The following is a 19,390-nucleotide window of genomic DNA, read 5'->3' on the forward strand; positions in this document are numbered from 1 at the left end:
TTTTCACTCTTATGCTTTCAGCTCTTCAATACGCTTTTGAACAGCTTCGCGTTTTGCGACATAATCACGTTCTTTCGCACGCTCTTCTTCTACGACACTTTCAGGCGCTTTTTTCATAAAGCCTTCATTGCCAAGCTTTTTCTGAACTCGTTCCACTTCTTTTGTCAGTTTATCAAGCTCTTTTTGCAGACGAGCAATTTCTTCATCTAAGTTGATTAAGCCTTCAAGCGGCAGAATGAGTTCTGCTCCAGAAATGACAGCCGTCATCGCTTTATCACTAGCTGGGACATCTGTGCCAATTTCAAGAACACTTGGGTTCGTGAATCGCTCAATATATGAACGATTTTTCTCTAAACGTTCCTGAACATCAGACGTAGATGCTTTAATGTAAAGCTCAACTTGTTTGCTCATTGGCGTGTTCACTTCACTGCGAATGTTACGAACAGAGCGGATGAGTTCAACAAGCAGCTTCATATCAGCAGAAGCTTGTTCGTTGGAAAGCTCCGGCTTCACTTCAGGCCATGCCGCTACAGTAATAGACTCACCTTCATGCGGTAGATGCTGCCAGATTTCTTCTGTTAAGAACGGCATAAACGGATGTAAAAGTCTCATTGTTTGATCTAATACATACGCAAGGATCGAACGAGTCGTTTTCTTTGCTGCTTCGTCTTCACCATAAAGCGGAAGCTTCGCCATTTCAATGTACCAATCACAGAAATCATCCCAAATGAAGTTGTATAAATGTCTGCCCACTTCACCGAATTCATACTTGTCAGCAAGCTGTGTGACACTTTCAATTGTTTCATTTAAGCGTGTTAAAATCCATTGATCAGCAACTGATTTTTCTCCTGATAAATCAAGCTCATCATACGTTAAACCATCCATATTCATTAAAGCAAAACGGGATGCGTTCCAAATTTTGTTCGCAAAGTTCCAAGTGGATTCAACCTTTTCAAAGCTAAAACGAAGATCCTGGCCTGGTGAGCTTCCAGTCGCTAAGAAATATCTTAATGAATCCGCACCGTATTTGTCGATGACCTCCATTGGATCAATTCCGTTGCCAAGCGACTTACTCATTTTACGTCCTTGTTCGTCGCGGATGAGCCCATGAATGAGGACATCTTTAAACGGTTTTTCTCCTGTGAATTCAAGACCTTGGAAGATCATACGGGACACCCAGAAGAAAATGATGTCATAGCCTGTTACAAGCAGATTGGTTGGGTAGTAGCGCTTGAAGTCTTCACTGTCTGCATCTGGCCAGCCCATTGTAGAAAACGGCCACAGCGCTGAACTAAACCATGTATCAAGTACATCGTTATCCTGTTCCCAGTTCTCAATATCTTCTGGCGCTTCAAGTCCAACGTATACTTCTTTCGTTTCTTTATGATACCAAGCCGGAATGCGGTGTCCCCACCATAGCTGACGAGAAATACACCAGTCACGGATATTTTCCATCCAATGTAAATATGTCTTTTCAAATCGGTCTGGAACAAATTGAACTTGGTCGTCCCCTTTTTGCAGATGAATGGCTTCGTCTGCCAGCGGCTGCATTTTCACAAACCATTGTGTCGATAAATACGGTTCAACGACAGCTCCACTTCGCTCACTATGACCAACTGAATGCATGTGATCCTCAATTTTGAACAAAATGCCTTCCTCTTGTAAATCCTTCACAAGCTGTTTGCGGCATTCGAAGCGGTCCATTCCTTTGTATTTCAGGGCATTCGCATTCATTGTGCCATCTTCATTCATGACAAGAATACGCTCAAGCCCATGGCGGTTTCCAAGCTCAAAGTCATTCGGATCATGAGCAGGTGTAATTTTCACAGCACCTGAACCAAACTCCATATCGACATAATCATCACCGACGATTGGGATTTCACGGCCTGTGATTGGTAAAACCACTGTTTTTCCAATCAAATGCTGATAGCGTTCGTCATCAGGGTGTACGGCTACGGCTGTATCCCCCAGCATTGTTTCAGGTCTTGTTGTTGCAATTTCAATTGAACCTGTTCCATCTGAAAGCGGATATCTCAAGTGATAAAACGCACCTTGAACATCCTTATAAATCACTTCAATATCAGAAAGTGCCGTTTTCGTTGCTGGATCCCAGTTAATGATGTACTCTCCGCGATAAATAAGCCCTTTTTCATACAATTGAACAAACACTTGGCGAACGGCTTTATTCAGACCTTCATCTAAAGTAAAACGTTCACGGGAGTAATCGAGCCCAAGACCCATTTTCGCCCACTGGCTGCGAATAAAATCTGCATATTCTTCTTTCCACTTCCACGTTTCTTCCACAAATTTCTCCCGGCCAAGGTCATACCGGCTTACGCCTTCTTCGCGAAGCTTTGCCTCGACTTTTGCTTGAGTCGCAATACCGGCATGGTCCATACCTGGAAGCCAAAGAACGTCATAGCCCTGCATCCGTTTCATACGTGTCACGATGTCTTGTAGTGTAGAATCCCATGCATGCCCAAGGTGCAGTTTTCCTGTCACGTTTGGTGGAGGAATGACGACTGTATATGGATCTTTCGTTTTGTCATTTTGTGCTTCGAAGAATTTCCCTTCAAGCCAGTACGTATAGCGGTCTTTTTCAATCGCATTTGGATCGTACTTTGTTGGCATTTCTTGATTATTTGTTTCCATTTGTGTAACCTCCACATTTTTTCGGCTGATGAAACATAAAAAAAGCCTTTCCATCCTTATAAAAGGACGAAAAAGCTTTTTCGCGGTACCACCTTTTTTCACGAGACACATACACGTGTCCCATACACTCTAAAGGATAACGGGGTTCTCCCGAATTTCTCTACTTGTTCATTCAAGAAATTAAGCTCACAGGCGACCTTCCAAACAAGTACATCCTAGGAAACCTTTCAGCTCTTGGCTTCCCTCTCTTTAGGGTCTTGCTCGTACTCTTCCTGATCCACGCTTACGATATATCACGTTCATCAGCACATACTCATCTTTTATTAATATTACTAAATGCCTTTTGTTTTCGTCAATCATCTTTTCCGCTTTTCTTCTTCTTTATACAAATTGGGCAGGCACCCTTCGCCCTTTTGCCCATATGATAATAACAAAATGAAGAAGGAGGGCGTTTGATTTGAAGAAGATCAATCCTTACACACTCCCCCCCTGGCTGAGACAAATTCGGGCAGTTGCCTCCCAAGTCGTTCTCCCGATTGCTATATTTCAAGGATTTCGTACGATCATTTTCCCTACAACATTTGACGTCCTCATTCTAGGTATTCTTATTTTTCTCGCCTGTGCCTTTCATCTTGATTGGTTTTAAAAAACTCATGCTTATGTACCTGTCCATATAAAGCCAACGCAGCATAACCTCGTCATTCCGCTGATGACGAGGCACTTTGTTCTTCTTCAAGCCGTCTAGCCTGCTCAATCTCATGAATCTTCATAACGGTCGGCTCAGAATTTTTCATCTGCCAATACGCTCTTAACAGCTGCTGGCAGCTTTCCATTTCATCCTGTCCGCCTGCTTCATAAGCTTTTACTGTATCAAACAGCCCTTGCGGATAAGCAAGGTAGCTTAGGAACAAATGCAGTTCTTCCTCCCGAAGAGGGTTTCCTTTTTGATACGTATAAAACAAAGAAGTGCATTCAGGACAAGACGTGGGATAGGTTTTGAATGTCCGAAAGAAATAGGTCAGAAGATCATAGATGGGGGCGGCTTTTTTAGACCGCTCGAAATTGGTGAAATGTCCTGTTCCTACATCATTATACAAAAAATGATGGATCGATAGCTGTCCATGATTTAGCACAACACGCGTTGTCTCTTTGTCTTTCATTTCTTCATGCCAATCTTCTAAACGCTCAAGCGCAAATTCGCTGGCAGACATCGCCTCTGAAAAATACATAGCAGCGGCCAGCTCAAATGGCGACATATACCACGTTTGTTCTGCCCGCTCTATAAATCGTTCATACATGTCTTTCTCTGTTTCCCATCTGCTCTTGATTTGGGTGTAATGCGCTTCTATCTCTTGCTCTGTGATATCCATCATGACTTCAGTACGCTTATGAAGTCTTGCAATCTCTTGAAATAAATATTCGTGCTTATCGTCCTGCTCTTCTCTCTTTTCATTCGTCAGCCACGGCATCAGATAGTATGCATACTGGCTTTCCCGATGACTTGAGAAAAAGGAACCGCTCTTCGTCCGATAAATCGGCACAAAGGAGCGATATCCCTTTGATTCTAGTTCAAGCATTTGTTCAGTAAATTGCATATGCCGGTTGGCTTTTACTCGCTTCAAGGCAAATACACCCTGCTTTGTATATACCTTGATGACAGCAGGACTGACAGGTTCAATATATTCAGCCTCAAGTCCGTATTCGTATAAGACAGATTGGATTTCATCCACGTTCACTCACCACATTTTCTCGGTCAGTCATCGCTTGCTATGCATTACTTTTTTGATATTCAGGAATATAAAGAATCTGCCCTTCCTCAAGCTCCGCATCAATCGATAATGAGTTTGTGCGAAGAAGCTGCTGCACATTCAATTGATATCTCTCACAAATACGATCGACCGTATCTTCTTGCTGAACTATACATATTTTCATGCGGGAAAAATCTTCCTCCTCCTGCTTAGCGAACAGCTTTGTTAAATAAAGAGAGTTCTCACTGCCAGACGTTTCTCTCACGTCTTCTTCAAGCTCCTCTTCTTCTTGAGCTGACTCATATATTTTAGGTGCTTCCCGTTCATATAACCGCCCGAGCTGATATTCATCATCGTGCGCCTCATGCTCAGGCTCCACTTGATCAGCAGGTGATTCAAAAGCCGGATACGACTGTACCGTTTCTTCCTGCTCTTCAGCAGCTTCCGGATCCTTTCTTACTTCCACTTCAAAGAACGGCTCTTCCCGCTCCTCTTCTTCTAATAGCTTTGGCGGTTCAAAAAATGGCGGTTCCTGCACCTGAGCTTCAGGGATGGATCGATAACCAAGCGCCACAGCTTCTTCTTGATTATTCGGCTGTTCCGGCTGTTCTGACTCTTCAGGTTCTTCTAATTCTTCAGGTTCGTCGGACGCTTCCTCTACTTCCCTGTTCACCAATTCTATCTTAATTTCTTCTTCCTCTTCTTCTTGTACTTCCTGCACTTCTTGTTCCTCTTGCTCCGCGCGCGTGTCATGTTGGAATACAGGCTGATTCTCATCATGCTCACGTTCTTCGCCTTGCAGTTCTTCTTGTTCTTCTTGTTCTGGCTGCAACTGATAATCGTAGGCCATATCGCCATAATCCACTTCAGGACGATGGACAAATTCATACGGCTCCTCTACAGGCGCTTGAGGCGTTTCCTCGTCTAACAAGCCCTCAATGGCTAAATCAGCCTGAATGGTGAGCAAACGATTCTCTGTCAGCTGGTAATCAAACGCATCAATAAACACAAACACATCATTTAAATGACTAATTTTGTTCTTCGGAATAGTAATATCGACTGGAAATTGATGCAGAAGCTCCGCCGTTCCGTCTTCTCTGACCTTTACCTCATCTGCTTCCCTGTATGTTGGAAAGGAACTCAATTCACCCAATAGCTCCTCTTGATTTATGTTGTATTCTCCTGTTAGCTCGAGTGAACCTCTAATAGAAACATAATCATTCACTTCTTGAACGAGAATGTCAGGGTCGAGAGAAATTGACAGCAGCTCACTGACTTCCTGTCCGCTTTTGAAATAAATGGATTCTTCTACCGAAAACTGTAATCGATTGTTTTGAGACAAGTCGGTGTCCTCCTTTCATCTAATCCTTAAAAAATAAAATTAGATGTCAATACAGTTGTATGTGGGAGGAAGTGAAAATATGATTGGTTTTCTCCAATGCAAAAAGCCGATATGTCTCCATATCGGCTTTTGTTTTATCGACGTAGTTTTTGAAAAACCTTTTCCACTGTCTCAATCGTATATTCGATGTCTTCATCTGTATGAGCAGTTGACAGGAATAGTCCTTCAAATTGAGAAGGCGGGAGGAAGATGCCGTGATCGGCCATTTCCTTGTAAAAATCAGCGAATAAAGCAAGATCAGCTGTTTTCGCTTTGTCATAATTGATCACTTCTTCATTTGTAAAGAAGAATCCGATCATGGAACCCGCACGGTTAAATGTTAATGGAATTCCGTATGCTTTTGCCGCTTTCGAAATGCCTTCTTCTAAACGGTCACCTTTTCGTTTAAACTCTTCATAAGACTCAGGTGTCAGCTGTTTTAGGGTTTCTAAGCCTGCTGTCATCGCAAGAGGGTTACCAGATAACGTTCCTGCTTGATAAATTGGACCACTTGGCGCAATTTGTCTCATAATATCCGCTCTTCCGCCATAAGCACCGACTGGAAGACCGCCGCCAATGACTTTACCAAGGCACGTCAGATCAGGTGTGATGCCAAAATAGCCTTGCGCGCAGTGATAATCCACACGGAAGCCTGTCATGACCTCATCAAAAATAAGTAATGATCCGTATTGCTCCGTGATGTCTCTTAGTCCTTGCAAGAAACCTTCTTGCGGAGGGACAACTCCCATATTTCCTGCAACCGGCTCTACAATAACACCCGCGATATCGTCTCCAAATTCTTGAAAAGCAACTTGAATGCTTTCTAAATCATTGTACGGCACTGTGATTGTGTTGCTTGCAGTCCCTTCAGGAACACCAGGACTATCTGGCAGTCCAAGCGTTGCCACTCCAGAACCCGCTTTAATGAGTAAAGAATCACCGTGGCCATGATAGCAGCCTTCAAATTTCAAAATTTTATTTCTCCCTGTAAAACCGCGAGCTAGACGAAGTGCACTCATCGTCGCCTCTGTACCAGAGCTGACCATACGAATGACTTCGATGGAAGGAACCCGTTCTGATACAAGTTTAGCTAATTCATTTTCAACTAACGTAGAAGCACCGAAGCTTGTCCCATGTTCCGCTACTCGCTGAATACTTTCAACGACACGGTCATTCGTATGTCCTAAAATAAGCGGTCCCCATGATAAGACATAATCGATGTATTCATTTCCATCAATATCATAGATCTTGGCGCCTTTGCCTCGTTCCATAAAAATCGGGTCTGTGTTGACTGATTTAAATGCACGCACAGGGCTGTTGACACCACCAGGCATTAATTGCTGTGCTTCTTCAAATGCTTGCTTTGATTTTTCATAGCTACGTCCCATTTCAACGTCCTCCTGTCTATCCGTTCTTTATTCTGAGAGCCATTTTGCTGCATCTTTTGCATGATACGTGATAATGAGTTCTGCTCCTGCACGTTTCATACTTGTCAGCATTTCAAGAACAAGCTCTTTTTCAGAAATCCAGCCATTTTGAGCAGCGGCTTTCACCATTGCATACTCTCCGCTCACATTGTAAGCAACAACAGGGAGTGTAAATTCATTTTTCACATCACGCATAATGTCTAAGTAAGAAAGGGATGGTTTGACAATCAAGAAGTCAGCTCCCTCTTCTACATCAGATTGCGCTTCTCTTAGTGCTTCTAAACGGTTTGCAGGGTCCATTTGATATGTTTTACGATCTCCAAACTGCGGTGTACTATGTGCCGCATCACGGAACGGACCGTAAAAAGCACTTGCATATTTCACCGCATATGACATGACAGGTACATGAATAAAGCCTGCTTCATCAAGTGCCTCACGAATGGCAACAACAAATCCGTCCATCATATTTGAAGGCGCGATGATATCTGCACCTGCACGCGCTTGGCTGACAGCAGTTTTCGCTAATAGCTGAAGAGATTCATCATTTAAGATTTCTCCATCTTCAACGATTCCGCAATGTCCGTGATCTGTATATTGGCATAAGCAAGTGTCTGCAATAACCACGAGCTCTGGGAAATGCTTTTTGATCTCAAGCGTTGCTCTTTGAACAATGCCGTGATCGTGATACGCCTCACTGCCTACATGATCTTTATGATCTGGCACACCAAATACAATGATTGATTTGATGCCAAGGTCCACAAGCTCTTGGACTTCTTCTTTCACAAGATCTACAGAAATGTGATATACACCTGGCATTGAAGAGACTTCTTTTCGGACATTTTCTCCCTCTACAAAAAAGATCGGGTAAATGAAATCAGATGGTCTTAAAAAGGTTTCTCTGACTAATTCTCTCATTCCTGCGCTTGTCCGCAATCTGCGGTGTCTGTTAAATTTCATCAATGGTTCAACTTCCTTTCAGATAAACGGCACATTAAATCAAGCATTCCGTCTATCGTATAAGTTTCTGGGGTTTCAGATGAAATCCCGTATTGAAGCAGTGCCTCTTTTGTCAGAGGACCGATCGTCACAAAACAGGTGTCAGATGCAGCAAGCATCGCTGCGTCTGGTTCCATCACATGCATAAAAGAATGAACAGTGGATGAGCTCGTAAATGTAATAAAATCAAATGATTGCTTGGTCATTGCCGATTTAAGAGCAGCAATTCCTTCCTCATCCTTAACTGTTTCATATAAAATCCATTCTTTTACCTCTATGCCGAGCGGAATGAGGGTCTCTTTGACCACATCTCGTGACAGATGCCCTTTTGCTACAAACACACGCTCTCCTGGGCGTACATGGTCAAGTAATGCATCTGCCAGCTCTTCCGCTATGAATCGTTCTGGCACCACATCCACCTTCAAGCCGTGCTGCTCAAGATAGGCAGAGGTTTTCTCTCCTACAGCAGCCACTTTCAAATGGGTTAAGCTCTTATGTAAATGATGGTCTTTTATGTAATTTAGAAAAAAAGACGCACCATTCACACTCGTGAAAACAAGCCATTGGCTATTTTGTAAGTCCTTTAAAAAGGCCTGCGCTTTTTCTTTTGTGAGCGTAGCCTCAAACCGAATAAGAGAGGTTAAAACCGCATGGCCGTTCAGCGCTTCGATCTTTTGCTGAAACACGCCCGCTTGACGTTCATTTCGAGTGACAAGCACCGTCTGTCCGTGAAGCGATTTGCCTATGCTCATTGAGACAGATCCTTTTTCACCTTGTCGATCAAATCCTTTGCTCCCTTATCGGCCATCTGCTTCGCACACGCTGTTCCAATAGCTTCAGGGTCAGTGCCTGTGACGGTTTCTCGAATAATCGTGTGCCCATCAGCAGATGCAACAAGACCTGTTAGTTCAATTTCATGATGCTCATTCATTGTTGCATAGCCAGCGATCGGCACCTGACAGCTTCCATCCATTTGTTTGAGGAAGGCTCTTTCTGCAAGGACCGTTTTCTTCGTATATTCATTCGTAAATTGGGCGAGAAGCTTAAGCAGCTCTTCATCATCCCCGCGGCACTCAATCGATAGCGCGCCTTGTCCAACGGCAGGAAGGCAAGTCTCAGGAGATAAAAATTCCGATACGACCTCTTTGCTCCATCCCATTCTGGACAGACCGGCAGCCGCTAGAATAATGGCATCATACTCTTCATTTTTCAGCTTTTCCAATCTCGTATCAATGTTTCCTCGAATCCATTTAATCTCAAGATCTGGTCTTTCCTGAAGAAGCTGGGCGCTGCGCCGTAAGCTGCTTGTTCCCACAATTGCGCCCTTAGGCAGTTCGCTGAGACTTAGATGATCCTTCGAAATAAGTGCATCCCGCACATCTTCACGCTCAGGAATACAGCCAATAACTAAACCTTCTGGAAGAGCAGCCGGCATATCCTTCATGCTGTGCACCGCCATATCGATATCATGATTCAGCATCGCCTGCTCGATCTCTTTAACAAACAGTCCTTTTCCGCCAACCTTAGATAAAGTCACATCTAAAATTTGATCACCCTTTGTCACAATTTCTTTTATTTCAAAAGAATAAGAAGGGTTTAGTTCAGACAGCTTTTGAATGACCCATTTTGTTTGTGTAATTGCCAGCTTACTTCGTCTAGAACCTACTTTAATTGTACGCAATACGTCTTCCTCCCGACAATGCCTTTAAGACTCATCATTATTGAAACCAATGAAAGGTTGATAAGCTACCAAGCAGAAAATAATTGATCATCAGCACAAGAAATGAAGCGACATTCCATAGTGCCACGATTTTGCCCTGCATATTTCTCACCAATCTGATATATAAGTAAAAGCCGTATAAAAACAGCATAATAAACGAACCAAGCACCTTTGCATCTGTCCAGTACAACGTATCATACGAAATATATGCCCAAATGATGCCAAGAATTAAACTAAGCAAGAGCATAGGCACACCAATAATGTTTAATACGTACGCCATATGATCCAGCTTTGATAAGTCTTCAATTCTCAGAAGCCATTTTCCCCATTTTTTCTTTTTCAGCAAACGATATTGAAAGAGATAAAGCAGTGAAAACGCAAATGAAAGTGAAAAGGCACCGTAGGATAAAATTGCCATCGTAATATGAATCACGAGCAGTTCACTCGTCAGCTTCCCCGTTAGTTCTGCTGAATGGAGATCAGATGGTGTAAAGGTGTGAATCGCCATCATGGAAAAACCGATCACATTTGTAAAAAAGACAATAAATTCAACGCGCAATACCTTTGTGAGCACAAGAGACAGTGTCACAAGCACCCACGTATAAAAATATAACCCCTCTGCTACATTCAACACAGGGAATCGGTCTGTTTCCATCATAATATAGAACATGTAGACTGTTTGCAGCAGCCAGACAATAGAAAGCAACCAGAAAGCCATTTTTCCAGCCTTCCGGTTGTGTTGAAGAAAATCTATGAAATAGAACAAGACACTTAGTGCATAGATTAAGATCGTTGCTTCATTGAGTCTCGCTACAATGGATTCCATCATCGCTTAATCACTCACTGGCAACTGTAGCAAAGCCTTGCGCCATATTTGGTTTGAAAAGCTGAAATGATCCTTGCTCCACCTGCATCGGCTCGACCTTTTGCTCTTCATCTTCAACCTGTAAATCAAAGATTTCTTTAAAGAGTAAAAGCTTTTCCTCTGCATTCGGCTCCGCGGCAATTTCTTTTGCCTTTAAGATAGGGTCTTTCAGCATTTGGTTGATGATGCTTTTCGTATGTTTATTTAACAGCTTCATTTCACGGTTTGTGAGGTTTGGAAGCTTCCGCTCAATACTCTGCATCGTATCGGCTTGAATCGTGAGTGCTTTTTCTCTAAGTGCAGAAATGACCGGAACAACACCTAACGTATTCAGCCATTGCTTAAATTCCACAATTTCTGCTTCAATCAGAAGCTCAACCTGCTCAGCCACTGCACGGCGCTCTTTTAAGTTGGCAGCCACGATGCCTTCAAGGTCATCAATGTCATACAAAAAAGCACCTTCTACTTCAGAAATAGCTGGATCTAAATCACGGGGTACAGCAATATCCACCATAAATAGAGGTCTGCCCTTCCGCTTTTTATTCGCACTTTCGACCATTTCTTTTGTAATGACAAATTGTTTCGCTCCCGTTGAGCTGATTAAAATGTCCGCTTCGGATAATGTTTTTTCTAATTGGTTTAAGCTCTTAGGCTCTCCCGAAAAACGACCCGCCAATTCCTTTGCCTTCTCAAACGTTCGGTTGATGACCGTTACTTGGCCAATTCCTTGACCTTGAAGGTTTTGAGCCGCCAGTTCGCCCATTTTGCCCGCACCAAGAATCAGGACATGCTTATCAGAAAGACGTCCAAAGATTTTTTTGGCAAGCTCAACAGCTGCATAGCTGACAGATACGGCATTAGACGCAATATCCGTTTCCGCATGAGAGCGCTTTGCAACGGTTACCGCCTGTTTAAATAAATAATTGAAAACGGTACCAATGGTCTTCTCCTCTTGAGCTACTTTAAAGCTGGAACGTACTTGACCGAGTATTTGCGTTTCACCAATGACCATGGAATCAAGTCCACAAGCCACACGGAATAAATGCTCAACCGCTCCATCGTTTTCATAAAACTTCAAATATGGAGAGACATCTTCCTTTTCTAAACCGAACCAATCGGCTAAAAATCTTTTTATATAAAACCGTCCAGTATGAAGCTGATCTACTACTGCGTAGATCTCTGTTCGATTACATGTTGAGATGACGATATTCTCTAGAATGCTTTTTTCTTCTTTAAGCTTGGACATCGCTGTTCCGAGCTCACTCGGTTCAAAGCTCAGCTGTTCCCGTATCTCAACAGGGGCTGTTTTATAATCTAAACCCACAACAAGAATATGCATAACTTCAGCTTGCACCCCCAACGCCCTGTCTAATTTATAATAATTACAATATAGAATTTATTATTTATAATGATTATAACATATATTCATTTTTAACTGGATAAAAATTGTGAACAGATTTCAAAAATGTTGTGATATAGTAGAAAAATGTTCGACACCAATTATGCCAGATCATCACTTCAAGCAATTTACCAGATTTGGCGCGTGCGGACAAATGATCTGCTTAAAAGAAGGTGACATCTTTGAAGAAGAAATCCATTTTGCTGCCGCTCACTTTATTGGCTGTAGCGCTATATGCCATTCTCTCAGGAGGTCAATTTGACATTTGGAAGGATCAAGAGAAATGGTATACACTTGTACTGCTTTTTGGCCTCGCGTTCTTATATCAAGGAAAAAAGGAGCAAGAAAGCGCTCATGTGTTTATCGGTATGCTCATGACAGGCCTTTCGCTACACTTTATTCTACAGCCTAAATTGGACCACTGGCCTGACACATTTACAATGATTGTGTTCATCGTAGGACTTGCACTCTTTGTGAAATCATCTCAGAAAAAAGAATATCGAATTGAAAGTGTTGTGCTGATCGCACTCGGTTTGTTCCTTTATTTCTTTCAGCAAATTACAAAACAGCTAAGTTCCCTTTCGATCCCTGTTTCCGGCTTTGAATTGTACTGGCCTTATGTACTGATTGCTGTCAGTCTCCTCTTATTATTTTTAAAAAGGAAATAACTTATACAATAAAAAAGGCATCTGCTCATGGCAGATGCCTTCAGCGTAAAGACAAACCCTCGCATTCGGTGTCAGTCCTGCGTGCTGGTGCTCACGAATAACAAATTCGCTCCGCGCCAGTACTTGTCCTTTCTAGACTTCAAGGGTTTTCTTATCACGCTGAAAAGCAGCAAAGATAAAAAAGCATCTGCTCATCGCAGATGCTTTTTTTTAGCCGTTTACCTTCGCAAGGATCGCATTCCAGGCTTCATCTTTTCCTTTTTTTGTTTCAGAAGAGAATAAGATGAGTTCATCTGATGGGTCAATGTCGAGCGTCTGTTTGACGACTTTCGCATGTTTTTCCCATTTGCCTTTTGGAATTTTATCCGCTTTTGTTGCGATGACGATCACGGGAACTCCGTAATATTTAAGGAACTCATACATGTTCACATCATCTACTGATGGCTTATGGCGCAGATCCACAATTTGGACGACTGCTTTTAATTCTTCACGCATTGTAATATACGTTTCGATCATTCTACCCCAGGCTTCGCGCTCTGTTTTTGATACTTTGGCAAAACCGTAGCCCGGAACGTCCACAAAATGGAGCATATCATTAATAATGTAGAAATTAAGCGTCTGGGTCTTACCTGGTTTAGAAGACGTACGCGCTAAATTTTTACGATTAATCAATGAGTTGATGAACGAGGACTTTCCAACATTTGATCGTCCAGCAAGCGCAATTTCAGGCAGTCCGCCGCTCGGGTACTGCTCTGGTTTCACCGCACTAATGACGATATCTGATTTTGTTACTTTCATCTTCCCTCTCCTACCAACGCTTTCTCAAGCACCTCATCTAAATGTGAGACCGGAATAAAGGTTAGTCCTTCTCTCACACTTTCAGGAATATCATCAATATCCTTCTCATTGTCCTTTGGAAGAATAATGGTTTTCAATCCTGCACGATGTGCGCCTAATGCTTTTTCTTTTAGTCCGCCAATCGGAAGCACTCTTCCTCTTAACGTTATCTCTCCTGTCATACCAACCTCTTTTGACACAGGACGTCCTGTGAGTGCTGATACAAGAGCCGTCGCAATGGTGATACCAGCTGATGGCCCGTCCTTTGGAACCGCACCCTCTGGAACATGGATATGAATATCGTGCTTTTCATTAAAATTAGGATCAATGTTCAGTTCATCTGCTTTGGATCGAATATAACTGAATGCCGCCTGTGCAGATTCTCTCATGACATCACCAAGCTTACCTGTTAACAAGAGCTTGCCTTTACCAGGAGAAAGCGATACCTCAATTGATAAGGTGTCTCCGCCAACAGTCGTATACGCAAGTCCTGTGACAACCCCGACTTGGTCTGTCGTTTCAGCCTGACCATAACGGTAAAGTCTTTTTCCGAGAAATTCAGATAAGTTCTTTTCCGTCACTGTGATGCGCTTGCGGTCTTCAGCCACAATCGCTCTTGCCGCTTTTCGGCAAATGGCTGCAAGCTGACGCTCTAATCCACGAACTCCTGCTTCTCTTGTGTAATAGCGAATCATATCATAAATCGCTGCTTCACGAAGCTGCAAGTTCCCTTTCTTTAATCCGTGCTCCTTTAGCTGCTTCGGCAGAAGATGATCTTTCACAATCTCTGCTTTTTCAACCTCTGTATACCCTGCAATCGTGATAATCTCCATTCTATCACGAAGTGGACCTGGAATGGTTGCTAAATTGTTGGCAGTGGCAATAAATAACACCTGCGATAAATCAAATGTCTCTTCAATATAGTGATCGCTAAAGTTGTGATTTTGCTCTGGATCCAGCACTTCAAGCATCGCAGAAGACGGATCACCTCTAAAATCAGAGGACATCTTATCGATTTCATCTAAAAGAAACACTGGATTCATTGTGCCTGCCTTACTCATCCCGCGAATGATACGGCCTGGCATCGCCCCTACATATGTTCTTCTATGTCCGCGAATTTCAGATTCATCACGCACCCCGCCAAGAGAGATACGGATAAACTTTCGATCAAGTGATTTAGCAATCGATTTGGCAAGTGACGTTTTCCCTACCCCAGGCGGTCCTGCTAAGCAAAGAATCGGTCCTTTTAATGAATTGGTCAGCTTCTGTACAGCAAGGTATTCAAGCACACGTTCCTTGACTTTTTCCAGCCCATGATGCTCATCATCTAAAATTTCACTTGCAAGCTTTAAATCTAGACGATCTTCTGTATAGATGCCCCATGGAAGATTGATCAGCCAATCAATATAATTTCGAATGACAGAGCTTTCCGCAGAGCTTGAAGGAATTTTTTCATAACGGTTCAATTCTTTTAACGCCGTTTCACGAACAGACTCAGGCATGCTGGACTCTTCGATTTTAGACATTAATGAACTGACTTCGCCTGTTTTTCCTTCCTTGTCTCCAAGCTCCTTTTGAATGGCTTTCATTTGTTCACGCAAATAATATTCTTTTTGCGTTCGTTCCATTGAACGTTTGACGCGCTGGCCAATTTTCTTTTCAATTTCCAGCACTTCTTTTTCATTGTGGATTAAGCTGATGACACGATTCAGACGTTTTTTGACATCCACTGTTTCCAGTACTTCTTGTTTGTCCTTTAATTTAAGCGGCAGGTGAGAAGCGACGATATCTGCCATTCTCCCCGGTTCCTCAATATCCGTCACCGTTGCATATGTTTCAGCTGAGATTTTTTTTGAAATTTTTATGTACTGATCAAAGTGATCTAACAAAGTGCGCATGAGTGCTTCTGCTTCTGCGTCCTTTAACTCTTCTTCTGCCAATTCTTTAATATCGACGGACGTATAGTCCTCAAGCTCCACATATGACTCGATCTGCGCTCGATTTAAGCCTTCAACGAGTACACGAATCGTTCCATTCGGCAGCTTCAGCATTTGTTTGATTTTTGTGTAGGTGCCGACTTTGAAAATTTCCTCTTCACCTGGTTCATCTATTGAAATTTCCCGCTGTGTTGCTAGAAAAATCATATGATCGTTCATCATCGCCTGTTCTAATGCTTGAACAGACTTCTCGCGTCCAACGTCCAAATGCAAGACCATTGTTGGATAAACAAGCAAGCCTCGCAATGGGAGGAGCGGAACATTCTTTTTGATTTCATCTGCCATGTTGATTGACACCTCCGTCACTAGTATGAATCATTATAATATACCTGTTTCAGTCTTGTACAATGTAAAAGACTTAAGAAATGATGATCTTACCGTAGTATACCCTTTCTTTTTATCTTGAAAAAGAAAAAAAGATCTATTTCACTAAAAAATCCCCATATGTGATGGGGATTAAACAGATTTTCTTTTCATTTCCTCTTCTAGTCCATCTTTCTTCTCGTCTGGCGGGTTGACCAAACAGTGATCCAGCACCTCTTGGAAGTGCTTCACAGGCACAATGGTGACGCCTTCAATCTCTTTTAAGATCGACTGCTGGTTGTCATAAGGAATAATCACAGTTGTGGCACCAGCTTGTTTCGCCGCCTTAATCTTCGGTATTACACCGCCGATCGGCTTCACCTGACCCTGCAATCCGATTTCACCTGTCATTGCTGTCAGATGATCAATCGGGATTTGATGAATGGCAGAGAAAATCGCCGCCGCCATGGCAATCCCAGCAGACGGTCCATCAATAGGGGCACCGCCTGGGAAATTAATATGGATGTCATATTCATTTGTCCGTATCCCTAAGTTTCTCAGCACTGTTAATACATTTTCAACAGATCCTTTTGCCATACTTTTTCGTCGAATAGATTTAGACTGACTGCCAATGCTTTCTTCTTCTGCAATGCCTGTAATGTTGATACTTCCTTTTTCGAGTGCCTTACATATATTCACTTCAATCTCGAGCAAGGCACCGCTGTTTGGTCCGTAGACTGCCAGACCATTCACTACACCGACTTTTGGCTTTTCCGGTACTTTTTGTTCATATCTTGGTGTCAGCTGGCTTGAGTGAATGACCCACTCGACATCGGCGATCGTGATGTCTTTTCTGTTTTCCGTGACGGCCATTCCAGCAGCGATCTGCACCATATTGACTGCTTCACGGCCATTTTTCACATAAGAGGTTAACAGGTTCAGCCCTTCATCACATAATTCCTTTTGGATTTTCTGGACAGCCTTAGCAGCGACAATTTTCAGTTCATGCTGGTCAAGGTCCTTAAAGAAAATTTCCAAACACCTCGATCGAATCGCTGGTGGAATTTCTTCAGGTGTTCTTGTCGTGGCACCTATCAATCGAAAATCAGCCGGAAGTCCATTTTGAAAAATGTCATGAATGTGATTCGGAATTTGAGTGTTTTCCTCACTATAGTAGGCGCTATCTAAAAATACTTTCCGATCTTCAAGGACTTTCAGCATTTTGTTCATTTGAATCGGATGCAGTTCCCCAATTTCATCGATAAACAGAACCCCGCCATGCGCATGCGTAACGGCTCCTTGTTTTGGCTGCGGAATGCCTGCCTGTCCCATCGCTCCCGCCCCTTGGTAAATTGGGTCATGCACAGAACCAATGAGCGGGTCTGCGATGCCCCGTTCATCGAATCTTGCGGTTGTGGCATCGAGCTCCACAAATACCGCATCTTTCTTAAACGGTGAATCAGCATGACGTTTCGCTTCTTCCATGACAAGACGGGCAGCGGCTGTTTTTCCAACCCCCGGTGGTCCATAGACAATGACATGCTGAGGATTCGGTCCGCACAGCGCTGCTTTTAGAGCACGAATGCCGTCTTCCTGCCCTACAATATCTTGAAACCCCTTTGGCCGGACTCTCTCTGATAAAGGCTCACTCAGCTTGATTGACCGCATCTTTCTGAGTGCTTCCATTTCTTTTTTTGATTCTTTGTCTATCGTCACCTTTTGTGTGCGCTGATTTCGCAGTAAGTTCCAAAAGTACAGCCCGATGACGATACCAAAGAACAGCTGTATAAATAATACGATTCCTGTCCAGCTCAATCGGTGCTCCCTCCTTCATCTATCGTATGTATTGGTTTCTGTCTGCTAGTATTTCCTAGAGCTGGACGGAATAAACACGTCTTCTACGATAAATAAAAAACTCCTGAATCAAAATGATTCAGGAGCGAGACTTCTCTTATGCAGATGTTTTAGTATCTTTGTTAACGACTGTGCCATCCTTTAACACAAGACGCGGCGGCTCACCATCAGCAACCGTTGCACCAGTGATGACACATTTTTCAATATCATCACGAGATGGAAGGTCAAACATGACATCAAGCATGATGCCTTCAATGATCGAGCGAAGACCACGAGCCCCTGTTTTACGCTCAATTGCCTTTTTTGCAATTTCGCTAAGAGCATCTTCTTCAAATTCAAGCTCTACATCGTCAAGCTCAAGCATTTTTGTATATTGCTTAACAAGCGCATTTTTAGGCTTCGTCAAGATTTCTACAAGTGCTTTTTCATCTAACGGCTCTAGGCTTGCAATAACCGGCAGACGACCGATGAATTCTGGAATTAAACCGAAGCGAAGCAAGTCTTCTGGCAGTACTTTTGATAGAAGGACTTCTTTTTCAAGATCTTCGACTTTATTTTCCGCACCGAATCCAATTACTTTTTGACCTAAGCGGCGTTTGATGATTTGCTCAATCCCGTCAAAGGCTCCTCCACAAATGAAGAGGATGTTCGTCGTATCAATTTGAATGAATTCTTGATGCGGATGCTTACGTCCACCTTGAGGCGGTACACTAGCGACTGTTCCTTCAAGAATTTTCAAAAGGGCTTGCTGGACGCCTTCCCCAGATACATCGCGAGTGATAGAAGGGTTTTCTGATTTTCTTGCTACTTTATCGATCTCATCGATGTAGATAATGCCTTTTTCCGCTTTTTCTACATCATAATCCGCTGCCTGGATCAGCTTTAGTAAAATATTCTCTACGTCTTCACCAACATACCCCGCTTCAGTTAATGATGTTGCATCTGCGATCGCAAATGGAACATTTAAAATACGTGCGAGTGTTTGTGCAAGTAATGTTTTACCGCTTCCTGTTGGTCCAATCATAGAAATATTACTTTTCGAAAGCTCAACATCATCAATCTTGCTGTTGGAATTGATCCGTTTGTAGTGATTATACACCGCTACAGCTAAGGATTTTTTCGCATTGTCTTGTCCGATGACATATTCATCAAGAATCTCCCGAATTTCATGAGGCTTCGGAACATCCTTGAATTCAACTTCTTCCTCTGTGCCGAGCTCTTCTTCAACTATTTCCGTGCAAAGCTCGATACATTCATCACATATATATACGCCAGGTCCTGCGACCAGTTTACGCACTTGATCTTGCGTTTTTCCGCAAAACGAGCATTTTAATTGACCTTTTTCCTCGTTGAATTTAAACATTCTTTCACCCCTTATTCTTCTTCACTTGCCTGTAGCTAACAGTCAGCTACCTTTCTGGGTCCAGTATGTATGCATTTTACCATACTTTCCTAAAAGACGGTAACGATGTGTTTCTAACACTGCACATTGAGATATGTATGACAGAAAGATGCGACTTACACTATCGTTTCCAAAAGAAGC

15 protein-coding genes and 1 other annotated feature are annotated in these 19,390 nt (G+C 42.8%); of the genes, 2 read left to right on the plus strand and 13 right to left on the minus strand.

The window, feature by feature from the left end:
• Positions 1-9: 9 nt before the first annotated feature.
• Positions 10-2,652 carry a valine--tRNA ligase gene (locus tag NSS76_RS12740; protein WP_103131879.1) on the minus strand — a complete coding sequence of 881 codons (2,643 nt, stop codon included), beginning with the start codon at positions 2,650-2,652 and terminating at the stop codon, positions 10-12.
• A gap of 59 nt (positions 2,653-2,711) precedes the next feature.
• Positions 2,712-2,941 (minus strand) — a binding site (T-box leader).
• A gap of 168 nt (positions 2,942-3,109) precedes the next feature.
• Here NSS76_RS12740 and NSS76_RS12745 point away from each other — a divergent pair.
• Positions 3,110-3,298, plus strand: a complete 189-nt coding sequence (locus tag NSS76_RS12745) for a hypothetical protein (protein ID WP_003216497.1) — start codon at positions 3,110-3,112, stop codon at positions 3,296-3,298.
• A gap of 52 nt (positions 3,299-3,350) precedes the next feature.
• Here the strand turns inward: NSS76_RS12745 and ysxE are convergent, their stop codons facing one another.
• The 8 genes from ysxE to hemA all read right to left on the minus strand — a co-directional run bounded on the left by ysxE (position 3,351) and on the right by hemA (position 12,128).
• Positions 3,351-4,382, minus strand: coding sequence for a spore coat protein YsxE (gene ysxE, locus NSS76_RS12750; RefSeq protein WP_341082323.1), 1,032 nt, complete (start codon positions 4,380-4,382; stop codon positions 3,351-3,353).
• 37 nt (positions 4,383-4,419) lie between these two features.
• A complete protein-coding gene (locus NSS76_RS12755; RefSeq protein WP_103131877.1) occupies positions 4,420-5,742 on the minus strand; it encodes a LysM peptidoglycan-binding domain-containing protein in 1,323 nt (440 codons plus the stop codon).
• Positions 5,743-5,876: 134 nt separating this feature from the next.
• Positions 5,877-7,169 (minus strand): glutamate-1-semialdehyde 2,1-aminomutase, encoded by a 1,293-nt coding sequence (hemL, locus tag NSS76_RS12760; protein WP_103131876.1) that lies wholly within the window; start codon positions 7,167-7,169, stop codon positions 5,877-5,879.
• A 27-nt stretch (positions 7,170-7,196) separates the two neighbouring features.
• The gene (gene hemB, locus NSS76_RS12765; protein WP_029706177.1) at positions 7,197-8,165 is read right to left on the minus strand and encodes a porphobilinogen synthase; all 969 of its coding nucleotides are present in this window, start codon (positions 8,163-8,165) and stop codon (positions 7,197-7,199) included.
• Positions 8,165-8,956: a uroporphyrinogen-III synthase gene (locus tag NSS76_RS12770; RefSeq protein ID WP_103131875.1), complete on the minus strand. Its 792-nt coding sequence runs from the start codon at positions 8,954-8,956 to the stop codon at positions 8,165-8,167. The genes hemB and NSS76_RS12770 overlap by 1 nt, the downstream gene beginning before the upstream one ends.
• The gene (gene hemC / locus NSS76_RS12775) at positions 8,953-9,885 is read right to left on the minus strand and encodes a hydroxymethylbilane synthase (RefSeq protein ID WP_025092449.1); all 933 of its coding nucleotides are present in this window, start codon (positions 9,883-9,885) and stop codon (positions 8,953-8,955) included. Before hemC ends, NSS76_RS12770 begins: the two co-directional genes overlap by 4 nt.
• A 37-nt stretch (positions 9,886-9,922) precedes the next feature.
• Positions 9,923-10,753: a cytochrome c biogenesis protein gene (locus NSS76_RS12780; protein WP_024423174.1), complete on the minus strand. Its 831-nt coding sequence runs from the start codon at positions 10,751-10,753 to the stop codon at positions 9,923-9,925.
• A gap of 7 nt (positions 10,754-10,760) precedes the next feature.
• Entirely contained in the window at positions 10,761-12,128 is a 1,368-nt protein-coding gene (hemA, locus tag NSS76_RS12785; protein WP_024427831.1) for a glutamyl-tRNA reductase, read from the minus strand.
• Positions 12,129-12,370: 242 nt separating this feature from the next.
• On the opposite strand from hemA, the gene NSS76_RS12790 reads away from it, so the two are divergent.
• The gene (locus NSS76_RS12790; RefSeq protein ID WP_024423176.1) at positions 12,371-12,856 is read left to right on the plus strand and encodes a hypothetical protein; all 486 of its coding nucleotides are present in this window, start codon (positions 12,371-12,373) and stop codon (positions 12,854-12,856) included.
• Positions 12,857-13,066: 210 nt separating this feature from the next.
• Here NSS76_RS12790 and yihA read toward each other — a convergent pair whose 3' ends face one another.
• The 4 genes from yihA to clpX all read right to left on the minus strand — a co-directional run bounded on the left by yihA (position 13,067) and on the right by clpX (position 19,210).
• Positions 13,067-13,654 (minus strand): ribosome biogenesis GTP-binding protein YihA/YsxC, encoded by a 588-nt coding sequence (gene yihA / locus NSS76_RS12795; protein ID WP_024423177.1) that lies wholly within the window; start codon positions 13,652-13,654, stop codon positions 13,067-13,069.
• Entirely contained in the window at positions 13,651-15,975 is a 2,325-nt protein-coding gene (gene lon / locus NSS76_RS12800) for an endopeptidase La (protein ID WP_024423178.1), read from the minus strand. The genes yihA and lon overlap by 4 nt, the downstream gene beginning before the upstream one ends.
• Before the next feature lie 171 nt (positions 15,976-16,146).
• Complete coding sequence (gene lonB, locus NSS76_RS12805) at positions 16,147-17,808, minus strand: ATP-dependent protease LonB (protein ID WP_073206715.1); 1,662 nt, start codon at positions 17,806-17,808, stop codon at positions 16,147-16,149.
• 136 nt (positions 17,809-17,944) lie between these two features.
• Entirely contained in the window at positions 17,945-19,210 is a 1,266-nt protein-coding gene (gene clpX, locus NSS76_RS12810) for an ATP-dependent protease ATP-binding subunit ClpX (RefSeq protein WP_024423180.1), read from the minus strand.
• Positions 19,211-19,390: the final 180 nt, after the last annotated feature.

It is taken from the genome of Bacillus sp. FSL R5-0654 (genome assembly GCF_038008745.1).
GTDB lineage: Bacteria > Bacillota > Bacilli > Bacillales > Bacillaceae > Bacillus > Bacillus safensis.